At 32.2% G+C, this 26,168-nt stretch carries 16 protein-coding genes; 7 read left to right on the plus strand and 9 right to left on the minus strand.

Annotated features, from left to right (window positions below; translation table 11 throughout):
* Positions 1 to 309: 309 nt before the first annotated feature.
* From Q4487_RS00005 to thrA, 3 genes are all read right to left on the minus strand, one after another.
* On the minus strand, positions 310 to 2,304 hold the full coding sequence (locus Q4487_RS00005; RefSeq protein ID WP_303543670.1) for a DUF349 domain-containing protein: 1,995 nt from the start codon (positions 2,302 to 2,304) through the stop codon (positions 310 to 312).
* Positions 2,305 to 2,461: 157 nt separating this feature from the next.
* Positions 2,462 to 3,388, minus strand: coding sequence for a homoserine kinase (locus tag Q4487_RS00010; RefSeq protein ID WP_303543672.1), 927 nt, complete (start codon positions 3,386 to 3,388; stop codon positions 2,462 to 2,464).
* A gap of 2 nt (positions 3,389 to 3,390) precedes the next feature.
* On the minus strand, positions 3,391 to 5,835 hold the full coding sequence (gene thrA, locus Q4487_RS00015; protein WP_303543674.1) for a bifunctional aspartate kinase/homoserine dehydrogenase I: 2,445 nt from the start codon (positions 5,833 to 5,835) through the stop codon (positions 3,391 to 3,393).
* A 269-nt stretch (positions 5,836 to 6,104) separates the two neighbouring features.
* Between thrA and Q4487_RS00020 the strand changes: the two genes are divergently transcribed.
* Complete coding sequence (locus Q4487_RS00020; protein ID WP_303543676.1) at positions 6,105 to 7,649, plus strand: NAD(P)H-hydrate dehydratase; 1,545 nt, start codon at positions 6,105 to 6,107, stop codon at positions 7,647 to 7,649.
* Between the two features lie 28 nt (positions 7,650 to 7,677).
* On the opposite strand, the gene Q4487_RS00025 is transcribed toward Q4487_RS00020, so the two are convergent.
* Both Q4487_RS00025 and Q4487_RS00030 read right to left on the minus strand, forming a co-directional pair.
* Entirely contained in the window at positions 7,678 to 8,100 is a 423-nt protein-coding gene (locus tag Q4487_RS00025; protein WP_198519447.1) for an STAS/SEC14 domain-containing protein, read from the minus strand.
* A 207-nt stretch (positions 8,101 to 8,307) separates the two neighbouring features.
* The gene (locus Q4487_RS00030) at positions 8,308 to 10,857 is read right to left on the minus strand and encodes an ATP-dependent Clp protease ATP-binding subunit (protein WP_303543678.1); all 2,550 of its coding nucleotides are present in this window, start codon (positions 10,855 to 10,857) and stop codon (positions 8,308 to 8,310) included.
* Between the two features lie 257 nt (positions 10,858 to 11,114).
* Between Q4487_RS00030 and gyrA the strand changes: the two genes are divergently transcribed.
* Together gyrA and Q4487_RS00040 are read left to right on the plus strand one after the other, a co-directional pair.
* Positions 11,115 to 13,670, plus strand: coding sequence for a DNA gyrase subunit A (gene gyrA, locus Q4487_RS00035; protein WP_100896442.1), 2,556 nt, complete (start codon positions 11,115 to 11,117; stop codon positions 13,668 to 13,670).
* A 33-nt stretch (positions 13,671 to 13,703) separates the two neighbouring features.
* On the plus strand, positions 13,704 to 14,969 hold the full coding sequence (locus Q4487_RS00040) for a tetratricopeptide repeat protein (protein WP_100896441.1): 1,266 nt from the start codon (positions 13,704 to 13,706) through the stop codon (positions 14,967 to 14,969).
* Positions 14,970 to 15,047: 78 nt separating this feature from the next.
* On the opposite strand, the gene Q4487_RS00045 is transcribed toward Q4487_RS00040, so the two are convergent.
* Entirely contained in the window at positions 15,048 to 15,800 is a 753-nt protein-coding gene (locus Q4487_RS00045; RefSeq protein ID WP_303543684.1) for an NlpC/P60 family protein, read from the minus strand.
* 23 nt (positions 15,801 to 15,823) lie between these two features.
* The gene (locus Q4487_RS00050) at positions 15,824 to 16,999 is read right to left on the minus strand and encodes an acetyl-CoA C-acyltransferase (RefSeq protein ID WP_303543686.1); all 1,176 of its coding nucleotides are present in this window, start codon (positions 16,997 to 16,999) and stop codon (positions 15,824 to 15,826) included.
* A 99-nt stretch (positions 17,000 to 17,098) separates the two neighbouring features.
* On the opposite strand from Q4487_RS00050, the gene Q4487_RS00055 reads away from it, so the two are divergent.
* From Q4487_RS00055 to Q4487_RS00070, 4 genes are read left to right on the plus strand one after another with little or no spacing between them, the layout of a single operon-like run.
* On the plus strand, positions 17,099 to 19,168 hold the full coding sequence (locus tag Q4487_RS00055) for an HD family phosphohydrolase (RefSeq protein ID WP_303543688.1): 2,070 nt from the start codon (positions 17,099 to 17,101) through the stop codon (positions 19,166 to 19,168).
* Between the two features lie 47 nt (positions 19,169 to 19,215).
* Positions 19,216 to 19,695: an acetyl-CoA carboxylase biotin carboxyl carrier protein subunit gene (locus tag Q4487_RS00060; protein WP_303543690.1), complete on the plus strand. Its 480-nt coding sequence runs from the start codon at positions 19,216 to 19,218 to the stop codon at positions 19,693 to 19,695.
* Positions 19,696 to 19,697: 2 nt separating this feature from the next.
* Complete coding sequence (gene accC / locus Q4487_RS00065) at positions 19,698 to 21,176, plus strand: acetyl-CoA carboxylase biotin carboxylase subunit (protein ID WP_303543692.1); 1,479 nt, start codon at positions 19,698 to 19,700, stop codon at positions 21,174 to 21,176.
* 1 nt (position 21,177) lies between these two features.
* Positions 21,178 to 22,725 (plus strand): acyl-CoA carboxylase subunit beta, encoded by a 1,548-nt coding sequence (locus Q4487_RS00070; RefSeq protein ID WP_100896436.1) that lies wholly within the window; start codon positions 21,178 to 21,180, stop codon positions 22,723 to 22,725.
* Positions 22,726 to 22,795: 70 nt separating this feature from the next.
* On the opposite strand, the gene Q4487_RS00075 is transcribed toward Q4487_RS00070, so the two are convergent.
* Positions 22,796 to 24,232 carry an alpha-amylase family glycosyl hydrolase gene (locus tag Q4487_RS00075; RefSeq protein ID WP_303543694.1) on the minus strand — a complete coding sequence of 479 codons (1,437 nt, stop codon included), beginning with the start codon at positions 24,230 to 24,232 and terminating at the stop codon, positions 22,796 to 22,798.
* Position 24,233: 1 nt separating this feature from the next.
* Complete coding sequence (locus Q4487_RS00080) at positions 24,234 to 26,156, minus strand: glycoside hydrolase family 13 protein (protein WP_303543696.1); 1,923 nt, start codon at positions 26,154 to 26,156, stop codon at positions 24,234 to 24,236.
* Between the last annotated feature and the right edge of the window lie 12 nt (positions 26,157 to 26,168).

A 26,168-nucleotide genomic window follows, 5' to 3' on the forward strand; every position in this document is an offset into this window, starting at 1 on the left:
GTTAAGCTCATCTGCGCCGATGGTACTGCCACTAGGTGGGAGAGTAGGCCGTCGCCTTTTTTTTGAGAAGCCCTTATCTAACGATAAGGGCTTTTTTTATACCCTAAAATTAAAGGTTACAAATTATAAACTGCTTTGTATGTGCTATACAAACAATACTTTATAGCAAGCAGTAATAAGATTAAACCAAATAAAACAAAAGTCCTAGAAGCTAACTTCTAGGACTTTTGTTGTTTATATTTATGCGTGTAAACAAAAAAAGAGAGTAACATTATGTTACTCTCTTCTGTAAAATTGAATTTATGTTATTTATTCTTCTTCTCCTGAAGTATCTTCCTCTTCTTTGTTAATACTGTTTTCCAATATGTTTAACTTCTTCAGCTTTGCTTTCCAGGTATTTAAAGAATCTTTTTGACTATTTATATTTTTAAGAACATTTTTTACTAAAGGATTGTCTTCAGATGCGTTAGAAAAGAATTGTAAATTATTTTCTAATTGACGTATTTCATTTTTACTTTCATCAATTTTCCTTTTAATAAATAATCTTTCTTTGTAGATAGCGTTTTCATTATCGCTTGCAGATAATTTTTGAATTTTATCACCGTACTTAAGTAATTCAGACTCTTGTTTACTAATATCTAGCTTTCTAAAAATAGCATCTAAAATGGTATTAAACTTGTTATTAATGTTTTTCTTTTTGAAAGGTACGTGACCATACTTTTTCCATTCATTAATAAATTCTTTTATATCAGCAACGTCTTTAGATCTGTCTCCAGATAATTGAAATTCTTTAAGTTTGTTTAAACACGCTGTTTTGTGTTCAAGGTTTACAAGTTCTTCTTTGCTAGATTGATTTTTTAAAGCGTGTAATCTATCAAAATAATGATTACAAGCTCCTTTAAACTCGTTCCATATTTTATCTGAATACTTTCTAGGGACATGGCCAATAGTTTTCCATTCGCCTTGTATACGTTTCATTTCTTTAGTAGCAACATCCCAATCTTCACTATCTTTTGTGGCAAGAGCAATTTCTAATAATGCTCTTTTTTTATCTAAATTGTCTTGTTGTTCTTTCTTTAAATTTTTGTAGAAAGCATTTTTAGATTTATTAAATGTTTTAACGGCTTCCTTAAATGTTGCCCAAGTTTCCTCATTAAATTTCTGAGGTACTTTACCTGCTTTAAAAAATTCTTCTCTAAGAGCTTCAATTTCTTTAATTTGTTTTTGAAGTTCTTTGTGATTGCTAGAAGTATTTTCTGCAATGTCTTTGATCTTAGAGATTATATCATTCTTTTTCTCTAAGTTAACCTCGTAAACTTTGTCTAGATCTTTATAGTAATCTTGTCTTCTTTGATGTAAAACTTTAGTAGCGTTACTAAATTCTTCCCAAATTTGTTCTCTATGATCTTTCCCAACAGGACCAATATCTTCTTTCCAGATTTTATGTAATGTTTGTAGCTCTCTAAAAGCTTTGTTTAAGTCTGGTTCATTGGCTAATGCATTAGCACGAACAATAAGTTTAAGTTTTTCTTCTAAATTGTGTTTAAAATCTAAATCTCTTAACTCTCTGTTTAAGTGTAAAAAGTCGTAGAATATTTCAATGTGGTGGTGGTAAGTACGCCATACATTGTTATAGTCGGTTCTAGGAATAGGACCTGCGTTACGCCAATTTTCCTGTAGATCTTTAAAGTTTTTGTAGGTAGTGTTTATATCTTCTTCAACATTTACTAACCCTTTTAGGTCTTCAATTATTTGAAGACGCTTTTCTAGATTAGTTTTTAAGTTGCTTTCTAAGTTTTTGTAATAAGCATCTTTTTTTTCTCTATAATCCGAATACACTTCATTAAACTGTCTTTTAGTTACGGAGTTGTATCTAAAATCAATTTCATTACCACCATTAGCTATAAATTCTTCTTTCTTGTGCTCAAGAAATTCTTGAAATTTTAAATCAAATTCATATTTGATACCATCAATATGTTTCTTAATGGCTTGTACTTTTTCATTCTTTACTAAGCGCTGTAGTTCTCCAACTAAGTTTTCCATACTCATAGCATGGTAATCTAATAGGGGAATTTCGTGTCTTTGTTGATTGTCATTATCCTCTGCATCTTCTGCATTGGTTTCTTCAATCTCATCTAAAATTTCTTTTTCATCTTTGTTTATTTCCTCAGATGTTTCTTTTTTAGCTGCACCTTCGCTTGTTATTTCAGTAGTTTTCTCTGAAACAGTATTAGCATCAGTAGTTTCTGAATTTTCTTCACCCCCTACATTGTTTTGTAGTTCTTCTTTGCTGTCTTCCAACATAATGTTTGTATTTGGATTTCTTTATACTGGTAATATACTAACAACCAAACAAACCACAAAACTTAATATGTTTTTTTAGATGTCTAAAAATCAATATAAAACAGGTCTTGAATGTTGTTGTTATTATAATTAATGTGTTGTTGTAAAAATTTAAATGCTATGCTATTTTTTTTACTCCAATGGTATTAATGTTAGAAACGTGAATATCATAGTCTATACCTACTTTATTATATACATTTTGCATTTCTTTTGCTACTTTTTCTGCAATTTCTTTTCCTTGGCTTAAAGCAAAGATTGAAGGTCCGGAACCAGAAATACCACAACCCAACGCACCAGCATTTAACGATGCAGATTTAACATTGTCAAAAGCAGGTATAAGAATAGATCTTATAGGTTCTACTATGTGGTCTTCTAGAGATCTTCCTATTAGCTTATAATCTTCTGTGTAAAGACCAGCTATTAATCCGCCAACATTTCCCCATTGTTTTATTCCGTCTGCTAAAGAAATAGTTGTTTTTAGTATTTTTCTTGAGTCTGATGTTTTAATTTCTATTTGTGGGTGAATTACAGTAGCGTATAATTCTTTAGGTGTATTTATTTTTATAATATCTAAAGGATTATAGCTGCGGACTAAAGTAAAACCGCCATATATAGCAGGAGCAACATTATCTGCATGTTGCACTCCACTGGCTAATTCTTCACCTTTCATAGCAAATTGCACTAATTCTAAATTAGAAAAAGGTTCTCCTAATAACTTGTTCATAGCCCAAACGGCACCAGTAGAGCTGGCTGCACTACTTCCAATACCGCTGCCAGCTTTAATTTTTTTATAAATTTCTATTTCAAAACCACCACTGTAATTAGTAGCAGATAATAACGCTAAGCCAGCTACGCCAGCTACATTTTTATGTGTTTCTAAAGGTAAATCTTGACCTTCTATTTTGGTTATTGTAATGCCTTTTTTAGTTGTTTTTTTTACAACCATTTCATCGCCAACATTGTCTAGTGCAACTCCTAGAACGTCAAAACCACAAGAAATATTAGCAATAGTTGCAGGACAGAATACTCTGATTTCGTTTTTCATAATTAAAAATTTCCTATTCTTATTATATCAGCAAAAATTCCAGAAGCCGTAACATCTGCACCTGCACCAGCACCTTTAATAATCATAGGTTGGTTAGGGTATCTTTCAGTAAAAAATAAAACAATATTGTCACTTCCTTCTAAATTATAAAAATCGTGTTCTTTAGGAATATGTTGTAGTCCAACACTAGCTTTACCGTCTTCAAATTGAGCTACATACTTTAATTTTGAGTCTTTTTCTGCCGCTGCTTTATACATGTCTTGAAAAGATGCTTCATATTTAATCAATGAAGCAAAAAAGTCATCATTATTAGTTGTGTTTAAACTTTCTTCAGGTAAAAACGGTGCATTTTTAATTTCTTCAATATCTAATTTATAACCACTTTCTCTAGCTAGAATTAAAATTTTACGAGCAACATCAATCCCACTTAAATCAATTTTAGGGTCGGGTTCTGTGTAGCCTTCTTCTTGTGCTTGTTTTACAACATCATGAAATGTAGTTTTATCATTAAAATTATTGAATACAAAATTTAAACTACCAGATAAAACAGCTTGTATTTTTAAAATTTTATCTCCTGAAGCAATTAAATGTTTTAGAGTATCTATAATTGGTAAGCCAGCACCAACATTAGTTTCAAATAAAAACGGAGCATTATATTTTTGCGCTAAATACTTTAATTTACTATAATTAGTATATTCAGATGAACAGGCAATTTTATTACATGTAACCACAGAAATACTATTGCTTAAATAGTCTGCATAAGTATTAGATACTGTTGCGCTAGCTGTATTATCTACAAATATGCTGTTTCTGTAATTTAGTTTATTTACTTTATCAAAAAAGGCTTCTTTATTTGCTTTTTCTCCACTAGTAAGCAATGTTTCCCAATTTTTTAGAGAGATACCTTCTTCGTCAAAAAACATAGTTCTTGAATTGGAAATACCAATAACTCTTATATTTAGTTTTAAATTTTCCTTTAGATATTTTTTTTGTTGTTTAACTTGATGCAATAGTTTAGAACCTACATTGCCTACTCCCATAATAAACAAATTTAATTGTTTTGTGTTTTCTTCAAAAAACTTTTCGTGAAGAGAGTTTAGGGCTTTTTTAACGTCATTTTTATCTATAACAGCAGAAATATTACGTTCTGATGATCCCTGAGCTATAACTCTAATGTTTACATTATTTTTTCCTAGCGTGCTAAACATTTTACCGCTTAACCCTTGGTGATTTTTCATATGATCACCAACTAAAGCTATAATAGCAAGATCATTTTCTACTAATACTGGTTTTATTTTTTTTAATGAGATTTCATATTCAAATTCATTATTAATAGCTTCTTCTGCTAAATTAACGTCATTGGCATCAATTGCAACACAAATAGAGTGTTCTGATGATGCTTGAGTAATAAGTACAATGCTTATTTGTGCTATAGATAAAACTTCAAAAAAGCGCTTAGATATTCCTGGAATTCCTACCATACCTGGACCTTCTAAAGAAATAAGGCTTATATTTTCTATATGACTAATGCCGCGAACTGTTTTACCATTTTGTTCCAGATTTTTTGTAATAGTAGTACCCTGAGATTTAGGGTCAAATGTGTTTTTAATTGTAATAGGAATTCCTTTTGTGAGTACAGGTTGTATTGTAGGAGGATACAGTACTTTGGCACCAAAGTGAGAAAGCTCCATTGCTTCTTTATATGATATATTAACTATAGCTTTAGCTTGTTTTACAAGTTTTGGATTGGCAGTATACATACCGCTAACGTCTGTCCAAATCTCTAAATCATTTGCGTTAACAGCAGCTGCAATAATTGCAGCTGTATAATCTGACCCACCACGACCTAAAGTAGTAGAGTCTCCTTTAATTGAAGATGCTATAAAACCACCCAATACCGTAATTTTAGCAGAATTATTATTAAAAAAATCTTCAATTACATTATTTGTTTCATCAAAATTATAAATGGCTGCTTTTCCGTAATTTGAATTTGTTTTTAAAAGCTCTCTACTATCTTTATATACAGCATCTAAGTCTTGAGAAATAAAATATTCGCTAATTATATAAGAAGATAGTAACTCGCCATAGCTAACAATTTTATCAGATAGTTTTGGTGTTATTTCTCCAATAAAAAATGCACCTTCTAATAAGGTTTCTAAAATGTTTAGCTCGTTTTTTACTTTACTTAAAACTCTACTTTGGTTAGTAACAGGCACTAGTTCTTTTATGGTAGAAAGGTGTCTATCTTCAATCTCTAAAAATACTTTTTTGTAGTCTTCTTGGTGTATTGAAGCTAATTCTGCAGCTTTTAATAATAGATCTGTTACGCCTCCAAAAGCAGAAACAACTACAGCTGTCTTTTCAGTAGAATTTTTAACTATATTTTTAACTAACCCTATGTTATTGGCATTGGCAACCGAAGTTCCGCCGAACTTTAATACTTTCATTGTAAAATAATTATAGATTTTTGTAAGTTGTATTGATAAAACAATACGTATAACGGACGTGTATTATATAGCAAATTACCCCAATGGGGTAATTGTTGTGTTAGTAATAACACAAGTAAAAATTGTAGTAGAAAATGTAGTTACGTTGTCCAAAATGTTTGTTTAAGCTTTGCTTATTAACAAATCAAATGTAGTACTTTTGTCTTTTTAAACAAATGATTTCTAAAACTTTTACCATTTTAATAGTAAAAGCCTAATATTTTTATAGAATGAAGATTTTTACAGGAGAACAGATATACCAAGCTGATAAATTTACAATTAAAAAACAGCAAATTACTAGTGATGAGCTAATGGAGCGTGTTGCAGTACAAATATTTAACTGGTTGCACTTGCGTTTGCAAGGAGCACAACCTAAAATACATTTGTTTTGTGGTATAGGTAATAATGGAGGAGATGGTTTAGCTGTTGCAAGACATTTACAAGAGCACGGTTATAATATAGAAGTGTACATTGTAAATTATAATGAAAAAAGAACAGATGAGTTTTTAACAAACTTAAAACGTTTAAAGGATAGAAATGTTTGGCCTAACTTTTTGTCTGAGGAGACGGAATTACCACAAATAGGGAGAGAAGATATTGTTGTAGATGCTATTTTTGGTATTGGTTTAAATAGAACACCTGTGACTTGGGTAGCTAAGTTGATGACTCATATAAACAAAACAGAAGCTTTTATTTTAGCGGTAGATGTTCCATCGGGTTTATTTTTAAATAAAGTTGTAGAGGATCCTAATGCTATAATACAGGCAAATCATATACTTACTTTTCAGTCACCTAAATTAGCTTTCTTTTTACCGCAAACGGGTATTTATTGCAATCAGTGGGAAATTATAGATATAGGTATTGATGTAGAATATTTAACCGTTACAGAAACGGATTACACACTAATTAGTAAAAATGAAGTTTTACAAAGTTATATCCCTAGAGAAAAATTTGGTCATAAAGGAACTTATGGTCATTCTTTAATAATTGGGGGTAGTTATGGTAAAATTGGAGCTACAATACTAGCTGCTAAAGGAGCTTTAAATGCTGGTAGCGGATTGGTATCTGCCTTTTTACCTAAGTGTGGTTATGTCCCTATGCAGAGTTCTATGCCAGAAATTATGGTGCAGACAGCAGATAATGACACTATTGTTTCTGATTTTAATTTTGATTTAGAGCCAACAGTAATAGGCGTTGGTCCTGGTTTAGGAAAAGAAAAAGAAACTGTGACTGCTTTTGTAAGCTTTTTAAAGCAAAATAAATCACCTTTAGTTATAGATGCTGATGCTCTAAATATCTTATCAGAAAATAAAGAATTATTTAGTTTCTTACCAGAAGATAGTGTGTTAACACCGCATCCTAAAGAGTTAGAGCGTTTGGTTGGTAAGTGGGATAATGATTTTGATAAATTAGAAAAAGCTAAGTTGTTTTCTGTAGAACACAAATGTGTGCTTGTTATAAAAGGAGCTCATACTATAGTATTATATAAAGGTAAAGGATTTATAAATACATCAGGTAATCCAGGGATGGCAACTGCTGGTAGTGGTGATGTGTTAACAGGAGTAATAACTGGGTTAATTGCACAAGGATATCCGCAAGTGGTTGCTGCAATTTTTGGTGTTTATTTACACGGTAGTGCAGGGGACTTGGCTGTAGAGAGTTTGGGATATCAATCTCTAACAGCTTCTAATATTGCAAATTCTATAGGAGGGGCGTTTATAGAATTATTTAAAAGGCCAGAGGCTCCACAACAACAGGAACAGCAAAAAGCTTAAATATAGGTTAGAGTAGCGACACTAAAAGTTATTCTTTAGCTTTTGCTGTCGCTGCAGAACCTAACCTTCTTTTTACCCAAGTTAATGCGTTAGAGTATTCTATAAAAAACTTCATTGGTTTTTTGTAGAACATTTTTTCAATTTTAAAATTATGCATATCTATTTCTTTTACAGAAACAATTGCTAATGCTTTTAAATTTTCTAATCCTCTAACAAAGTTATAAACTGTAGGGTCTATTGCGTAAGAGTTTTTGCGTAAACTAATGTATCCAAAATCTCTGTCTCTAAAATGTATTTCTGAAATGCCTATAATTTGAAAAACTTTTTCTAATGTAATAGTAGTGCCTTCATCAAAAGAAGCTACCATATAATTATCATAGATGTATATTTTTCCAGACTCTAATTGATATTCTTTAACAATTACAGCCTTTCTGGTTTGCCCCATCTTCATATATGTATGTAATAAAATAGTGTTCGGGCGCTAAAATAATTTTATGTTAAGATAATTAGAAAAAAACTAGATAAAAGGTTAATATATCCTTTAACAGTTGCTAATATGAATAATGAATGGCAAAATCTTTAAGTTAAAAGTTTTTCGGTATAAAAAAAAGGGATCAATATGTATTGATCCCTTTTTTAATAAGTTACTTATAATTTTTTATGCTTCAGAAGCTTTACCCTCTTTTTCAATTTTAATTGTAAGTTCATTTTTGTCATCATCTAAATCCATAAAAATACTATCACCTTCTTCCAGTTTAGAATTTACTATTTCTTCAGCTAAAGCATCTTCAATGTACTTTTGAATAGCTCTTTTTAAAGGTCTTGCGCCATATTGTTTGTCAAATCCTTTATCTGCAATATAGTCTTTAGCTTTTTCAGATAATGTTAAAATGTATCCTATATCTTTAATTCTAGTGTATAGTTTACTTAATTCTATGTCAATAATTTTGTGAATATCTGCTCTTTCTAAAGGATTAAAGACGATAACGTCATCAATTCTATTTAAAAATTCTGGAGCAAACGCTTTTTTAAGAGCGTTTTCTATAACACTTTTTTGGTGTTCATCTGCTTGTGCTTTTTTAGCAGACGTACCAAAACCAACACCTTGTCCAAAGTCTTTTAATTGACGTGCACCAATATTAGATGTCATTATAATAATAGTGTTTCTAAAGTCAATTTTACGACCTAAGCTATCAGTTAAAAAACCATCATCTAATACTTGTAGCATCATATTAAACACATCTGGATGCGCTTTTTCTACTTCGTCTAATAATACAACCGAGTAAGGTTTTCTACGTACTTTCTCAGTTAATTGTCCTCCTTCTTCATAGCCAACGTATCCTGGAGGTGCACCTACTAATCTAGAGATTGCAAATTTCTCCATATACTCACTCATATCAATACGTATAAGTGCATCTTCAGAATCAAACAACTCTTTAGCAAGTACTTTTGCTAATTGTGTTTTACCAACACCAGTTTGACCTAGAAATATAAACGAACCAATTGGCTTGTTAGGATCTTTAAGTCCGGCTCTGTTACGTTGTATTGCTTTAGATACTTTTGCAACTGCATCATCTTGGCCAATAACATTACTTTTAATAAGGTTAGGTAATTCAGCTAACTTATTAATTTCGGTTTGTGCAATTCTGTTTACAGGGATACCACTCATCATAGATACAACATCTGCAACATTTTCTTCTGTTACAGTTTCTCTATGTAATTTACTTTCTTCTTCCCATTTTTCTTGAGCAAGTGCTAAATCTTTTTCAATTCTTTTTTCGTCATCTCTTAACTTAGCAGCCTCTTCATAACGTTGTTTTTTAACAACAGTATTTTTAAGTTCCCTAACATCTTCTAATTGTTTTTCTAACTCAAGAATTTGTTTAGGTACATCCATATTTACAATGTGTACTCTAGATCCTGCTTCGTCTAAAGCGTCAATAGCTTTGTCTGGTAAAAAACGATCTGTCATATAACGGTTCGTTAATTTTACGCAGGCTACTAAAGCTTCATCAGTATAATTTACATTGTGGTGTTCCTCATACTTACCTTTAATATTTTGCAAAATTTCTATTGTTTCATCTACAGAAGTAGGCTCTACAATTACTTTTTGAAAACGACGTTCTAAGGCACCATCTTTTTCTATATACTGTCTATACTCATCTAAAGTTGTAGCACCAATACATTGAATTTCTCCACGAGCTAATGCAGGTTTAAACATATTGGATGCATCTAAGCTTCCGGTAGCACCACCAGCACCAACAATAGTGTGTATTTCATCAATAAAAAGAATAATATCATCATTCTTTTCTAGCTCATTCATAACAGCTTTCATACGCTCCTCAAACTGTCCGCGGTATTTTGTACCAGCAACTAAAGAAGCTAAGTCTAGTGTTACAACACGCTTGTTGTATAAAATTCTAGATACTTTTTTATTTATAATACGTAAAGCTAACCCCTCTGCTATGGCACTTTTACCAACGCCAGGTTCACCAATTAAAAGCGGATTGTTCTTTTTACGACGAGATAAAATTTGCGATACACGCTCTATCTCTTTTTCTCTACCAACAACAGGGTCTAACTTGTTTTCTTCTGCCATTTTGGTTAAATCTCTACCAAAGTTATCTAGAACAGGAGTTTTAGATTTTTTGTTAGATTTTGGGCCAGCGGTAGAGCCTCCAAAGCTTTCCCTTTCATCATTGTCACTATCAGAGTCACCAGGAAAAGATTCTGCTCTTGGTGTATCTATATAGTCTTCATCTTTAGTGATGATAGTTTTAAATTCGCTTTTAACATTATCATAATCTACTTTTAGCTTGTGTAAAAGTTTTGTTGTAGGGTCGTTTTCGTTTCTCAAAATACATAATAATAAGTGCGCAGTATTAATAGAAGAACTCTGAAAAAGTTTAGCTTCTAAAAATGTTGTTTTTAACGCGCGTTCTGCTTGCCTTGTTAAGTGCAAGTTTTTTTTATCTTTTTGCAAATTGTCAGAACTAGGGTTTGCTGGGCTTAGTATTTCCACCTTGCGTCGCAAATGATCTAAATCTACCTCTAATGCATCTAATATGTTAATTGCTTTTCCGTTTCCGTCTCTTAGTAACCCAAGCATTAAGTGCTCGGTACCAATAAAATCGTGTCCAAGTCTTAACGCCTCTTCCTTGCTATACGCAATTACATCCTTTACTCTAGGTGAAAAATTGTCATCCATAAATTAATCCTTAATCAATTATAAAAGTAATAAATCTATTTTTATATAAGGCAAATACTGTTCCTATATTCGTTAAAGTTTGATTATTTGTCGAAAAAAGCGGCTTGGACTATCATATTTTAAATAATTATTAACTATTTGCATATTAAAAAGTGTTAATAAATAATGTATTAAAGTGAGTAAATATTACTTTTCTCGTGATGTTTTTATGTATATTGGCATGAATTTTTAATCAAATTAGTATTTAAGATTTTAATATGGCAGAAGGGGAAAAAATTATTCCAATAAACATAGAAGACGAAATGAAATCTGCCTACATTGATTATTCAATGTCGGTTATAGTATCACGTGCCTTGCCAGATGTAAGAGATGGTTTAAAGCCAGTACATAGGAGGGTTTTATATGGTATGCATGAATTGGGTGTTCGTTCCAATAGCGCACATAAGAAATCTGCCCGTATTGTGGGTGAGGTTTTAGGTAAGTATCACCCACACGGAGATACTTCTGTTTATGATTCTATGGTACGTATGGCTCAAGAGTGGAGTTTACGTTATATGCTTGTAGATGGTCAAGGTAACTTTGGTTCTATAGATGGTGATAGCCCTGCAGCAATGCGTTATACAGAAGCACGTATGCGTAAAATTGCCGATGACATGTTGGCAGATATAGATAAGGATACAGTAGATCACCAGTTAAACTTTGACGATTCTTTAAAAGAACCGACAGTTTTACCTGCAAGAATTCCTAACTTATTAGTTAATGGAGCTTCTGGTATTGCAGTAGGTATGGCTACAAATATGCCACCACATAACTTGTCTGAAGTTGTAGATGGTACAATAGCATATATAGATAACAATGATATAGAGATTGATGAGTTAATAACACATATTAAGGCACCAGATTTTCCAACGGGTGGTATTATTTATGGTTATGACGGTGTTAGGGAGGCTTTTAAAACAGGTCGTGGTCGTGTAATGATGCGTGCAAAAGCTACTTTTGAAGAAGTTCAAGGTAGAGAGTGTATTGTAGTTACAGAGATACCATACCAGGTGAATAAGGCTGATATGATTAAGAAAACAGCCGATCTTGTTAACGATAAAAAAATAGAAGGTATTTCTACTATTAGAGATGAATCTGATAGAAACGGTATGCGTATTGTATACATTTTAAAAAGAGATGCTATACCTAATATTGTACTTAATACCTTATTTAAATATACAGCGTTACAAACATCTTTTAGTGTAAACAATATTGCACTTGTAAAAGGTAGACCGCAGTTACTTAATGTTAAAGAAATGATTCACTATTTTGTGGAACATAGGCATGAGGTTGTTGTACGTAGAACGCAGTACGAGCTTAAAAAAGCAGAAGACAGAGCTCATATCTTAGAAGGTTTAATTATTGCATCTGATAATATAGATGAAGTAATTGCTATAATTAGAGGCTCTTCTAATGCTGATGAAGCTAGAGAAAACTTAATAGAGAGGTTTAAACTTTCAGAAATACAAGCTAAAGCAATTGTAGAAATGCGTTTGCGTCAATTAACAGGTCTGGAACAAGACAAGTTAAGAGCAGAGTATGACGAAATAGTAAAAACTATAGCAGACTTAAAAGATATTCTTGCTAATGAAGAGCGTAGAATGCAAATTATTAAGGATGAGCTTACTGAAGTTAAAGAGAAATACGGAGACGAAAGAAGATCTGAAATTAATTTTGCAGGTGGCGATTTAAGTATTGAAGATATGATACCAGATGAGCAAGTGGTAATTACCATTTCTCATGCAGGTTATATTAAACGTACACCATTAACAGAGTACAAAACACAAAATAGAGGTGGTGTAGGACAAAAAGCATCATCTACAAGAAACGAAGACTTTTTAGAGCATTTATTTGTTGGTACAAATCACCAATATATGTTGTTCTTTACACAAAAAGGAAAATGTTTCTGGATGCGTGTTTACGAAATACCAGAGGGTAGTAAAACATCTAAAGGTAGAGCAATACAAAACCTAATTAATATAGAGCAAGATGATAAGGTAATGGCCTTTATATGTACACAAGATCTTAAAGATGAAGAGTACGTAAATAGTCACTACGTTATTATGGCAACTAAAAAAGGTACTGTTAAAAAGACATCTTTAGAACAGTATTCTAGACCTCGTTTAAACGGTATTAATGCTATAGGTATTAAAGACGGTGATGAGTTATTAGAAGCTAAATTAACAACAGGTACTAGTCAAATATTCTTAGGATTAAAATCTGGTAAAGCAATTAGGTTTGAGGAGAGCAAGACTAGACCAATGGGTAGAAATGCTTCTGGTGTTAGAGGTATTACACTTGCAGATGATAATGATGAAGTTGTAGGTATGATATCTGTACACAACTTTGATGATAATATTTTAGTAGTTTCTGAAAAAGGTTACGGAAAACGTTCTAGCTTAGAAGATTACAGAATTACAAACAGAGGAGGTAAAGGTGTTAAAACTATTAGTGTTACTGATAAAACAGGAGGACTTGTAGCTATTAAAAATGTTACCGATTCTGATGATTTAATGATTATTAATAAGTCTGGTATTGCAATACGTATGGGCGTAGAAGATTTACGTGTAATGGGTAGAGCAACACAAGGTGTTAGATTAATAAATATAAAAGGAAAAGATTCTATTGCAGCAGTTGCAAAAGTTATGAAAGACGAAGACGCTGTAGACGAAGAAGGTTTAGAAGGAGAAACTCCTGACGCTATAGAAGGTGATGCTTCTACAGAAGATGGCACGGCTCTTGATAATGATACAACGGAATCAACTGAAGAATAAATTTTTTACACTAATTATTTAATAGAAATTGAAATGAAAACTAAATTTTTAATATTAACGGCAGCAATGTCTTTTTCTGCAATGACTTTTGCACAAAAGAATGAAGTTAAGGCTGCTGATAAAGCATTAAAATCTGACAATGCAGCAGAAGCTAAAGCTGCTTTAGCAAAAGCAGAACCATTATTAGGATCTGCAGATGCAAAAACAAAAGCGTTATACTACCTAGTAAAAGGAAAAACATATTCTAAACTAGCTAAGGCTGGTGAGCAAGGTGCTTTTAAAGAGTCTATTGCTGCTTTTAATGATTTAATTGCTTACGAAGAAGAAGTAGGTAAAAAGAAATACACAGTAGAAGCTAAACAGGCTATGACTGGTATGACTGGTGATATTGTTAATGCTGCAATTAAAGATAATAACGAGAAAAAGTTTGATGCTGGTGCAGATAAACTTTACTTAGCATATAACTTAAGTAAAAAAGATACAGTTTATTTATTTTATGCTGCTAACAGTGCTGTTAATGCACAAAATATGGAAAAAGCACTTAAGTACTATAATGAACTTAAAGACTTAAACTATGATGGTAGCGAAGTAAAATACTCTGCTGTAAACATTGCAACAGGAGAAAGAGAAGAAATGGCTAAAGCACAAAGAGATTTGATGGTGAAGTCTAAACAATACAAAGAGCCAAAAGAGGAGAAGTCTCCATCTAGAAAAGCAGAAATTGTTAAAAACATAGCACTTATTTATACTCAATTAGGAGAAGATGAAAAAGCATTAGAAGCTTACAAAGAAGCAAGAGCTAATAATCCTGGTGATGTAAATTTAATTTTAAACGAGGCTAACTTACAGTATAAATTGGGTCATAAAGATCAGTTTAAAGTATTAATGGCAGAAGCTACTAGAGTAGATCCTAACAATCCAGATTTGTTTTACAATATTGGTGTTATTAATATGGAGCAAGATAATATTGCAGAAGCAAGATCTGCTTATGAAAAAGCAATTGAACTTAATCCAGCTTATGTTAACGCGCAATTAAACTTATCTACTACGTATGTAAACGAAGGTAACGGATTAATTGATGCGATGAATGCACTAGGAAGTTCTAGAGCAGATATTGCTAAGTATGATGAGTTGAAAGCACAAAAAGACGGGTTGTTTAAAGAAGGAGCTCAAATTTTAGAAGATGCTTTAAAACAAACTCCAGGTAACCAAGCATTGTTATCACAGTTAAAGAATATTTATGGTGCATTAGGTGATACAGAAAACTTTATGCGTTTAAAGAAGTTGTTAGGAGAGTAATCTTTTAATATATAATAACTAAAAAAGCCTTCAGAAATGAAGGCTTTTTTTATGCGTGTAAAACAAGTTAAATTGTTATTAAATAATCTTTTTTATAACTCGTAACTGGTGAGTGTAATTTTTTAATTCGGCATTAAAAATTCCGGTATGGTCTATACGGTCTATACGTACTTTTCCGTGACAATGAATAATATAATTGTCTTGCATAATTATACCCACGTGATCTATAATCCCTTCCTTATTATCAAAAAATGCCAAGTCTCCAGGTTCACTTTCTTCAATAAAACTTAAAGGTTCTCCTTGTGTAGACTGTTCTTGTGCTGTACGTAATAATTTGTACCCACTTATTTTATAAACCATTTGTGTTAAACCAGCACTATCTGTACCAAACGGAGTTTTTCCGCCAGACAAATACGGACTGTTTAAGTACATTAATGCAGCATCTATAAGTTTTGCTTTAGCTTGTACACCCTGTATATAGTTGCCATCATAAGAGTGGTCTAATATTGGAATTCCGTTTAAAACAGAACCTACTAAAATTGGCATTAAGTCATTACTACCTGCAGATATAAAAGCTATTAAGTCAGAGCTTAGAGCAACATCTGTAGTGGCTTCTAAAGCTGTATATTCATCTTCCTCTATAAGTACGTATTGGTTATTGCTAACCCAAGCTTCAATACCATCAAAAGCAATTCTTATTCTACTCCAAAATTTACGGTGTTCCAAAACCTTAAAATGGTCGCCATATAAAAGCTGTGCGACCATTTCTGAATTTTCTTCTGGGGTTAACCTTACTGGAACTATACTAAGATTACAAATACCGTATTGCATAAAAATTGTTCTATTCCGCTATATTACGCTTTTTCTAAAACAATTGCAGATGCACCACCACCGCCATTACAAATAGCAGCAGCTCCAATTTTTCCGTTATTTTGTTCTAATACACTTAGTAAAGTAATTACAATTCTGGCTCCAGAGCAACCAAGTGGGTGTCCTAAAGATACTGCGCCTCCATTTACATTTACATTAGTATCTGTTAAACCTAATATTTTCATATTTGCTAAACCAACAACAGAAAAAGCCTCGTTAAACTCAAAATAATCTACGTCTCCTATTTCTATACCTGCTTTTCCTAAAGCTTTTGGTAATGCTTTAGATGGTGCTGTTGTAAACCATTCTGGTTCGTGTGCAGCATCTGCATAACTTTTTATTTTAGCTAAAGGTGTTAGGTTTAATTCTTTTGCTTTATCTGCACTCATAAGTACAAGAGCAGCAGCACCGTCATTAATAGTAGATGCGTTAGCAGCAGTTACAGTACCTTCTTTTGTAAAAGCAGGTCTTAATGCTGGTATTTTTTCTAGTTTAACATTTTTAAATTCTTCGTCTTCAGAAACAATAACAGGCTCGCCTCTTCTTTGTGGTACTTCTACAGGTACTACTTCGTTAGCAAACTTACCTTGTTCCCATGCAGCTGCAGATCTCTTATAAGACTGTATTGCAAAATTATCTTGATCTTCTCTACTAAACTCATATTCTGTAGCACATACATCTGCACAAACGCCCATAGCGTTTTGGTCATAAGCATCTACTAAACCATCTTTTTGTAAACCATCTACTAATGATGTTGGTCCAAATTTTTGTCCGTTTCTTAAATGTACATAGTGTGGTACCATACTCATATTTTCCATACCACCAGCAACAACAATATCATTATCACCTAAAGCAATAGATTGTGCAGCTTGCATTATAGTTTTCATACCAGAAGCACAAACTTTATTTATTGTTGTGCAAGGAACTGTGTTTGGTATACCAGCATAAATAGCCGCTTGCCTAGCAGGAGCTTGCCCTACACCAGCTTGTACTACATTACCCATTAAAACTTCTTGAACCTGAGATGGCTCTAGTTTTATTTTATCTAAAGCGCCTTTTATAGCAATTGCACCTAATTTTGGTGCAGCAACACTAGATAATGATCCTAAAAAACTCCCAATTGGAGTTCTTGCCATAGAAACTATAACAACATCTTTCATAAATTCTAAATTTTTTGGTGTTGCAAAATTAATAAATTAATGCACATAGAACAGGGTTCTTTTGTCAAAACCATTTTTTAAGCGCATAATTTTCTATTTTTGGAAAAAGTTACTTTAACTACAAAAAATATCTTGGAGAAAATATATAAAAATCAATCGTTACTTTACAAGTGCTTTCTTTATGTTGGCACTATCTTTTTAATTGTATTTTTCTTTCCAAAAGGGGGTAAGTTTAAGTATGAGTTTCAAAAAGGAAAACCTTGGCAGTACGAGAATTTATACGCACCGTTTGATTTTTCAATAAAGAAAGATGTATCTGAGATTGATAAGGAAAAGCAAACGGTTACAAATAATCATCTAGACTATTACAGCTACAATCAAGACATAGTTTCATCTGTTTATAAAAACTACACGACTAATTTTGATGAGGTTTTTAAAAATTCTGATTTTAATTCCGAAGAAAAAAGATACTTAAAAACCGTTGGTAAAGAAATATTAGGTACACTTTATGCTAACGGAATTTTAAAAAAGAATAAAGTTACGTCTAAAGCCCAAAAGCTTTTTTTACTACGTAATAATGAAGCTAAAGAATTAAGCTTTAAAGATATTACAAGCATACAAAGTATAGATAAAATTATAACTTCTGTATTACGTAAAAAACAGTTAACAGGGTATAATACAAAGTTTAAACAATTGTTTTTTGATATTGTTAAACCTAATGTATTTTACAATGATAATATCTCTAAAAAATCTTTAAATGAAGAATTAGCTAAAATTTCTGTAACAAGAGGAACCGTAGACGAGGGTAAGCTAATTATTGTAAAAGGAGAAGTTGTAGAGGCAGAAAACTATAAAATATTAAACTCTTTAAAACAGGAGTTTGAGTCTGAGCTTTGGACTGAAAATAATTATTACGTAATAGTATCTGGTTACACTATTTTGGTAGCATTAGTATTGCTTATGTTATTGCTTTTTTTAAAAAAATACAGAACATCTGTATTTAAAAATAACACCAAGGTAACCTTTATCTTTTTTAATATTTTATTAATGGTTTTTATAACTACTATGGTTATAAAGTATAATGAAGCCTATGTTTACGTAGTACCACTTTGTATTTTACCGTTAATATTAAAAACTTTTTTTGATGCCCGTTTGGGACTTTTTGTACACGTACTTACATTGCTTATTTTAGGCTTTGTAGTGCCTAATAGTTTTGAGTATATTTTTCTTCAGATAATGGCAGGTATTGTAACCATTTTAACAGTTTCTCAACTATATAAAAGAGCCAATTTATTTATTTCTGTTGGTCAAATTACGTTAATATATATTATAGGTTATTTTGCTTTTCATATTATACACGAGGGTAATTTAAATAATATGTACGCTATTACTTTTGGGGTATTTTTATTAAACGGAATGATTACACTTTTTGTGCAACCACTTATCTACATTTATGAAAAAATATTTGGTTTAGTTTCTGATGTATCTCTACTAGAACTATCAGATACCAACTCTAAGTTACTTAAAGAACTGTCTAACAAAGCGCCAGGTACATTTCATCATTCTTTGCAAGTAGCAAATTTAGCTGAGGCTGCAGCACAAGAAATTGGAGCAAATGCAATGTTGGTTAGGGTAGGTGCTTTATACCACGACATTGGTAAAATGAAAAATCCTACCTATTTCACAGAGAATCAGGTAACTAATGTAAATCCGCATAACGAGCACACACCAATAGAAAGTGCAAAAATTATAATTAATCACGTTTTAGACGGAATAGAAATAGCACGTAAAAATAATTTGCCAGACCGTGTTATAGATTTTATTAGAGTACACCACGGAACATCTAAAGTGTATTATTTTTACAAAAAGCAATCTGAGATAGATGAAAATGTAAATGAGGACGATTTTAAATATCCTGGTCCATTACCTTTTTCTAAAGAGACAGCAATTTTAATGATGGCAGATGCTGTAGAAGCTGCATCTAAAAGTTTAAAAAATCCTACTTTTTTAATGATAGATGAGTTTGTAGATAAGATTATAGACGGACAAATGAGAGCCAATCAATACTCTAATGCAAACATTACTTTTAAAGAAATTGTAGAAATTAAAAAGGTGTTAAAGTTAAAGCTTACCAATATTTATCACCTTAGAATAGAATATCCAGAGTAATTAAAAGTTATTCTAACTAACCATTAAATTTTATAAACTATTATATTATGAAAACATACGTTGTTTCAGTAAATAATGAAGAAATAGCTTTAGATAGTAAGGATATTTCTGAGTTAGATATTGTTAAAAAATCAGATACAGAATTCCATATTTTAGAAGATAATAAAAAGTATAGTGCTAAATTATTACACGCTAATTATTTAGCAAAAGAACTTACCGTAGAGGTAAACGGAAATACTTATACTATTGCTATTGCAGATGAGTACGACCAAATGGTTAAACAAATGGGGTTACTAACATCTAACACTAAAAAAGAAAAGAATATTAATGCTCCTATGCCAGGGCTTATTTTAGATATTTTGGTTGCTGAAGGTCAAGAGATAAAAGAAGGAGAACAAGTATTGGTATTATCTGCAATGAAAATGGAAAACATTATTACGGCACCTAGTGATGGTGTAGTAAAGTTAATAAATGTTGCTAAGGATGATGCAGTAGAAAAAGGACAATTATTAATAGAGATCGCATAAAAATGAAAAAAATTCTAGTTGCAAATAGAGGAGAAATTGCATTACGAGTAATGCGCTCTGCTAAAAAAATGGGAATAAAAACTGTTGCTGTCTTTTCTGATGTAGATAGAGAGGCACCACACGTAAAGTTTGCAGATGAAGCGGTATGCTTAGGAGCAGCACCATCTTCTGAGTCTTACTTGGTTATGGAAAAAGTTTTAAAAGCTGCACAGGATACTGGGGCAGATGGTATACATCCAGGATATGGTTTTTTAAGTGAAAATGCTGAGTTTGCTAAAAAAGTAGAAAAAGCAGGTATCACATTTATTGGTCCAAGGCCACACGCTATAGAAGTTATGGGAAATAAATTAGCTGCAAAAGAAGCGGTTAAAGATTATAATATTCCTATGGTTCCTGGTATTGAAGAAGCTATTACAGATGTAGCTTTGGCAACCAAAATAGCAAAAGAAATAGGCTTTCCTATACTTATTAAAGCTGCTGCTGGTGGTGGTGGTAAAGGTATGCGAGTTGTAGAAAATATTGAAGAGTTACCAGAGCAAATGAAACGTGCCATTAGTGAAGCTGTTGCTGCCTTTGGAGACGGATCTGTTTTTATTGAAAAATATGTGGCTTCTCCACGACATATAGAAATTCAGGTTTTAGCAGATAATCACGGTAATGTGGTTCATTTATTTGAGCGCGAATGTAGCATACAACGTAGACATCAAAAAGTGGTAGAAGAAGCGCCTTCTGTTGTACTTACTCCAGAAATTAGAGAAGCTATGGGAGATGCAGCTATAAAAGTGGCAAAAGCCTGTGACTATGTTGGTGTGGGTACAGTTGAATTTTTATTAGATGCTGATAAAAATTTCTATTTTTTAGAAATGAATACACGTTTACAAGTAGAGCATCCTGTTACAGAATTAATTACAGGTGTAGACTTGGTAGAGCAACAAATTAAAGTTGCTAGAAATGAGACATTACAAATAACGCAAAACAATTTAAAAATAAAAGGTCACGCTGTAGAAGTTAGGGTTTATGCAGAAGATCCCTTGGATAACTTTATGCCTAGTATTGGTACGTTATCAACCTATAAAAGACCAAAAGGTAAAGGCATACGTTTAGATGATGGTTTTGAAGAAGGTATGGAAATACCTATTTATTACGATCCTATGTTGTCTAAACTAATAACCTACGGAGATACCAGAGAAGAAGCAATACAATTAATGCTTACTGCTATTGAAGATTATAAAATTGAAGGAGCATCTACAACACTGTCTTTTGGAAAGTTTGTTTGTGAGCATCCTGCATTTTTATCTGGAGATTTTGATACACATTTTGTTAAAAAATACTATTCTGCAGATAAGTTAATAGCAGCTCGTTTACCAGAACATAAAGTGGCAGCCTTATTTGGCGTACACTTATTTAACGAGTATACTAAAATAGTAAAAACACCAGAACAAGAAACTTCCAATTGGAGAACTAACAGAAATACAAAGTAAAATGGGAGAGCAAAGCAAAGAAAATATATTACAGTCTAAAATAGATTTAGCTAAATTAGGCGGTGGTAAAGCACGTATAGAAAAACAGCACGCTAAAGGTAAATTAACTGCTCGTGAGCGTATTCATTTTTTGTTAGATGAAGGTTCTTTTGAAGAAATGGGAATTTTAGTAACCCATAGGACGTCTGACTTTGGAATGGATAAACAACAGTTTTATGGTGATGGTGTTGTAACTGGTTACGGAACAATAAACGGAAGACAAGTTTGTGTTTTTGCACAAGATTTTACTGTTTTTGGAGGTGCATTATCTGAAACCCACGCAGAAAAAATATGTAAAATTATGGATATGGCTATGAAAATTGGCGTACCTGTAATTGGATTAAATGATAGTGGAGGAGCAAGAATACAAGAAGGTGTACGTTCTTTAGGTGGTTATGCAGATATTTTTCATAAAAACGTGATGTCTTCTGGTGTTATACCTCAGATTTCTGCAATTATGGGACCTTGTGCAGGTGGTGCTGTTTACTCGCCAGCTATGACAGATTTTACTTTAATGGTAGAAAACTCTAGCTATATGTTTGTAACTGGTCCTAATGTTGTAAAAACAGTAACAAATGAGGAGGTAACCTCAGAGGAATTAGGAGGTGCAAAAACACACGCTACAAAATCTGGAGTAACACACGTTACTGCAGCCAATGACATAGAATGTATTAACCAAATTAAAGAAATGATTAGCTATATGCCTCAAAATTGTGAGGATAAACCAGCTAAATTACCTTATACTTTGGGTGATGAAATTAGAGAGGAATTAGAAACTATGGTTCCTGAAAACGCAAATCAGCCTTATGATATGCGTACTGTTATAAACGGAATTATTGATGAAGATTCGTTTTTTGAAATACATAAAGATTACGCAGATAATTTAGTTGTTGGTTTTGCTCGTTTAGCGGGTAGGAGTATTGGTATTGTTGCCAACCAACCAATGAGTTTAGCAGGAGTTTTAGATGTAGAAAGTTCTAAAAAAGGAGCTCGTTTTACACGTTTTTGTGACTGTTTTAATATTCCTCTACTTGTATTGGTAGATGTACCAGGTTTTTTACCAGGAACAGATCAAGAATGGAATGGTATTATTACAAACGGAGCCAAATTATTATATGCTTTAAGTGAAGCTACAGTGCCAAAAGTAACCGTAATTACACGTAAAGCTTATGGTGGTGCTTATGATGTTATGAACTCTAAACACATTGGTGCAGATATGAACTATGCTTGGCCTGGAGCAGAAATAGCAGTAATGGGAGCTAAGGGAGCTAGTGAAATTATTTTTAGAAAAGAAATACAAGCGGCAGAAGATTCTGCAGCCAAATTAGCAGAAAAAGAACAAGAGTATGCAGATGCATTTGCTAATCCGTACAGTGCTGCTCAAAGAGGTTTTATAGATGAGGTTATTTTGCCAAAAGATACCCGTAAAAAACTTATAAAAGCTATGGCAATGTTAGAGGATAAAGTTGTAAATGTGCCTAAGCGTAAACACGGTAACATTCCGTTATAGGATATATTTTTAAAAAGTAAAAGCGCCAATTTTAATATAAAATTGGCGCTTTTTTTATGAGTATTTTTTTCTACTGTTTAACCGTTAAAATATGGTACTCCCAAGGAGTCAATTTTAAAGCTGTGTTCTCTTCAATAGCAAAAGTGTTGTTAGAGATGTAATCTGTAAATTCACCATTTAAACTAATAGTTGCTTCTTTTATAGTATCACTTAAATTAGCAATAAAATAAACAGTTTCACCATCTTTATCTCTTTTAAATGCTAGTATAGCTTCGTTATTAGATGTGTTAACTCTTGTGTAATTAGCAGCTTTTTTACCTCCGTTTAAAGCTGAATTAGTATTTTTTAATTCGCCTAGTTTTTCTAATAAAGTAAAATATTTTCCTTTAGTTTTAGGAATTGTGTCTTTTTCAAAAAAGCGTAATCTATGTTCCATATCATACTCTTGACCAGAATAAATTAGTGGCATACCAGGCATAACATAGGTTAATGCTGTAAATACTTCTTTGTTATTAGGCATTCTTTCTAATAAAGTACCGTTCCAAGAGTTTTCATCGTGGTTGGTAACAAAGTTCATATTAATATCATCTGCTTCTAAAATAGTATCTAGTTTAACCATATAAGCATCAAACTCAGAAACAGATGCTTCTCCTTTAGCTATTTCATTAAAAATATGATGAACTTCCCAACCATATTGCATATCAAAACCATTTTGTAGTAAGTCTGGCTGTTCTGCTTCTGCTAACATAAAAATTGGTTTTACTGTTTTCATTTCTTTTATAGCAGTATTAAAAAAATCAACAGGGACTTTGTGTGCAACATCCATTCGGTAGCCATCAATGTCTGCTTTTTCTACCCAAAATCTCATATCACTAATCATTTCCTTACGCATTTCTTTATTATCGTAATTTAAATCAGCAACATCTGTCCATCCCCAAGATTCTCCTGTTTCTGGGTTTATAGGATCTATAATTTCTCCTTGCTCGTTTTGAGTATAATATTCTGGATGATCTTTAATCCAAGGATGATCCCAACCTGTATGGTTTGGTACCCAATCTACAATAACTAAAATACCATTATCGTGTGCAGTAGTTACCATATTTTTAAAGTCATCAAACGTACCAAATTCTGGATTTATTGCTTTATAGTCTGATACAGAGTAGTAGCTTCCCAAGTATTTTTTACGTTCTTCTTCATTTTCAATTTCACTTGTAAATTTTTCTCCAGTAGCTTTACGCTTTATTTTAGAAATAGGATTAATTGGCATTACCCAAATAACTTTAACGCCTAATTTTTTTAGTACAGGAATATCCTTAGAAAAAGCATTAAAAGTTCCTTCTGGTGAGTATTGGCGTATGTTTGCTTCGTAAATTACCCCATCTTCCATAACTTCTGTTACAGCAATTGGTTCTTTTTCTGCAATTACATTGTTTTCTTCTTTTTTAACTTTCTCCTTGCATGATATTACTACTGCAAATAAGGATAAAATTGTAATTATTTTTTTCATTTTATTGATTAATTTTTGTTGTTAGTATTGTAGCTCCTTTGGTTGGTAATAGTAAATTTTCTTTCCAATTAAAAGATTTGTTTGTTATAATATTAGTTACTTTTTTACCATCTAAACCAACCTCTTTAAACCTAGAAAGATCTAGTTGGTGTGGATCTTCATTTTTATTTAGGATGATGGTAACTACGTCATCATTTAAAATTCTAAATAATACATAAACGCCATTTTCAGGAGCAAAATGTATGGTTTTGCCATTATGAATAGTCTCACTATTTTTTCTAAAATTTAATAGTGTACTCATATAATTTTGCATTTCTTTTTGATTGGTAGTTAAGCCTTCTCCTGTAAATGCATTTGTAGTGTCAGTGTTCCATCCTCCTGGGAAATCTGTACGTATTAGTCCGTGATCACCTGGTTTAGCCGTGTTTTGCATTAAAATTTCTGTACCGTAATAAAACTGAGGAATTCGTGGTAACAAAGCTGTGTAGGCTATTGCCATTTTTGTATTTTCTACATTTTCATTAAGTTGAGTAAACACTCTGTCCATATCATGATTGTCTAAAAACACCATAATATCTTTAGGAGATTGGTACGCAAAATCATTAGCTAACCCTTCATATGCTTTTACTAGTCCTGTACCCCAAGTTTCATCTTGGTTTAAGGCATCTACAATGTTTTGTTGCATGGCAAAATCCATAGTAGAGGTAAGGTTAGACTGGTACTCATCTTTATTTTTATTATCTTTTTGCCAATAAGCAATTAGTAAAGGATTGTAACTCCACTCTTCACCAACAATAGAAAAGTTAGGATATTCTGCCATAATAGAGCCGGCCCAATTTGCCATAAAATATTTATCTGGATAAGGGTATGTATCTTGGCGTATACCTCCTAATTCTAAAGTCTCTATCCACCAGATACTATTTTGAATTATATATGTTCCTAAAAAAGGATTACGCTGATTTAAATCGGGCATATGGTTACCAAACCAACCGTGAGTCATTATTTTATTATCTGCTTTAGATGCATAAATATCTTGGTTACTGGTTCTTTTATGGTTAGATATTTCTACAGGTTTGTTGTTTGTAAACTCATCCTGGTAGTTAACCCAATCCTTAAAAGGTAAATCTTTCATCCACCAGTGTTCTAATCCGCAATGGTTAGCCACTTGGTCCATAATAACTTTAATACCTTTTTTATTTGCTTTTACAGCAAGCTCTTTATACTCTTCCAGAGTACCAAATCTAGGATCTACACCATAAAAATCTGTAATAGCATAGCCGTGGTAAGATGCGTTATACATATTATTTGTTAAAAGCGGACTTGGCCATATAGCGGTAAAACCTAATTTATCTATATAATCTAAATTATTTGTAATGCCTTTAATATCTCCTCCGTGTCTGGCATAATCGTTAGTACGGTCTATTGCTTTTTCATTTAAGGTGCTGTCTATATCATTACTAGTGTCAGCATTTGCAAAACGGTCTGGGGTAATTAGGTAAACAGCATCAGCGCTAGTAAAACCTAAGTAATCATCAGCTTTTCTATTTCGTTCTTTAAGTTCATATGTCTCAACTTTTTTAGCACCATCTTTAGTAGTAAAAGTAATGTTGAACTTGCCTGCGGTTACTGATTTATCAATTTCTAAATCAATAAACAAATAGTTAGGACTATCACCTTTAGTTACTTTTTTTATAGAAATACCTGTTTTAGAAATAGTAGCAGTAGCTTCTGTAATATTTGGATCTTTAACAAGCAATTGTAAATTATTGTTTTTAAAACCTACCCACCAATTTGGTGGTTCTATGCGCTCTATATCATTAGAAATTGTAATAGGCGCTACTTCTTGTTTCTGTTCTTTTTTAGGAGAACAAGAAACAAAAAGAGCAAAAACTAATACAAAAACACTTAAAAATCCTTTTTTCATAGCTAAAATAAT

It is taken from the genome of Cellulophaga sp. 3_MG-2023 (genome assembly GCF_030546975.1).
In the GTDB taxonomy this organism is placed as follows: Bacteria; Bacteroidota; Bacteroidia; order Flavobacteriales; family Flavobacteriaceae; genus Cellulophaga.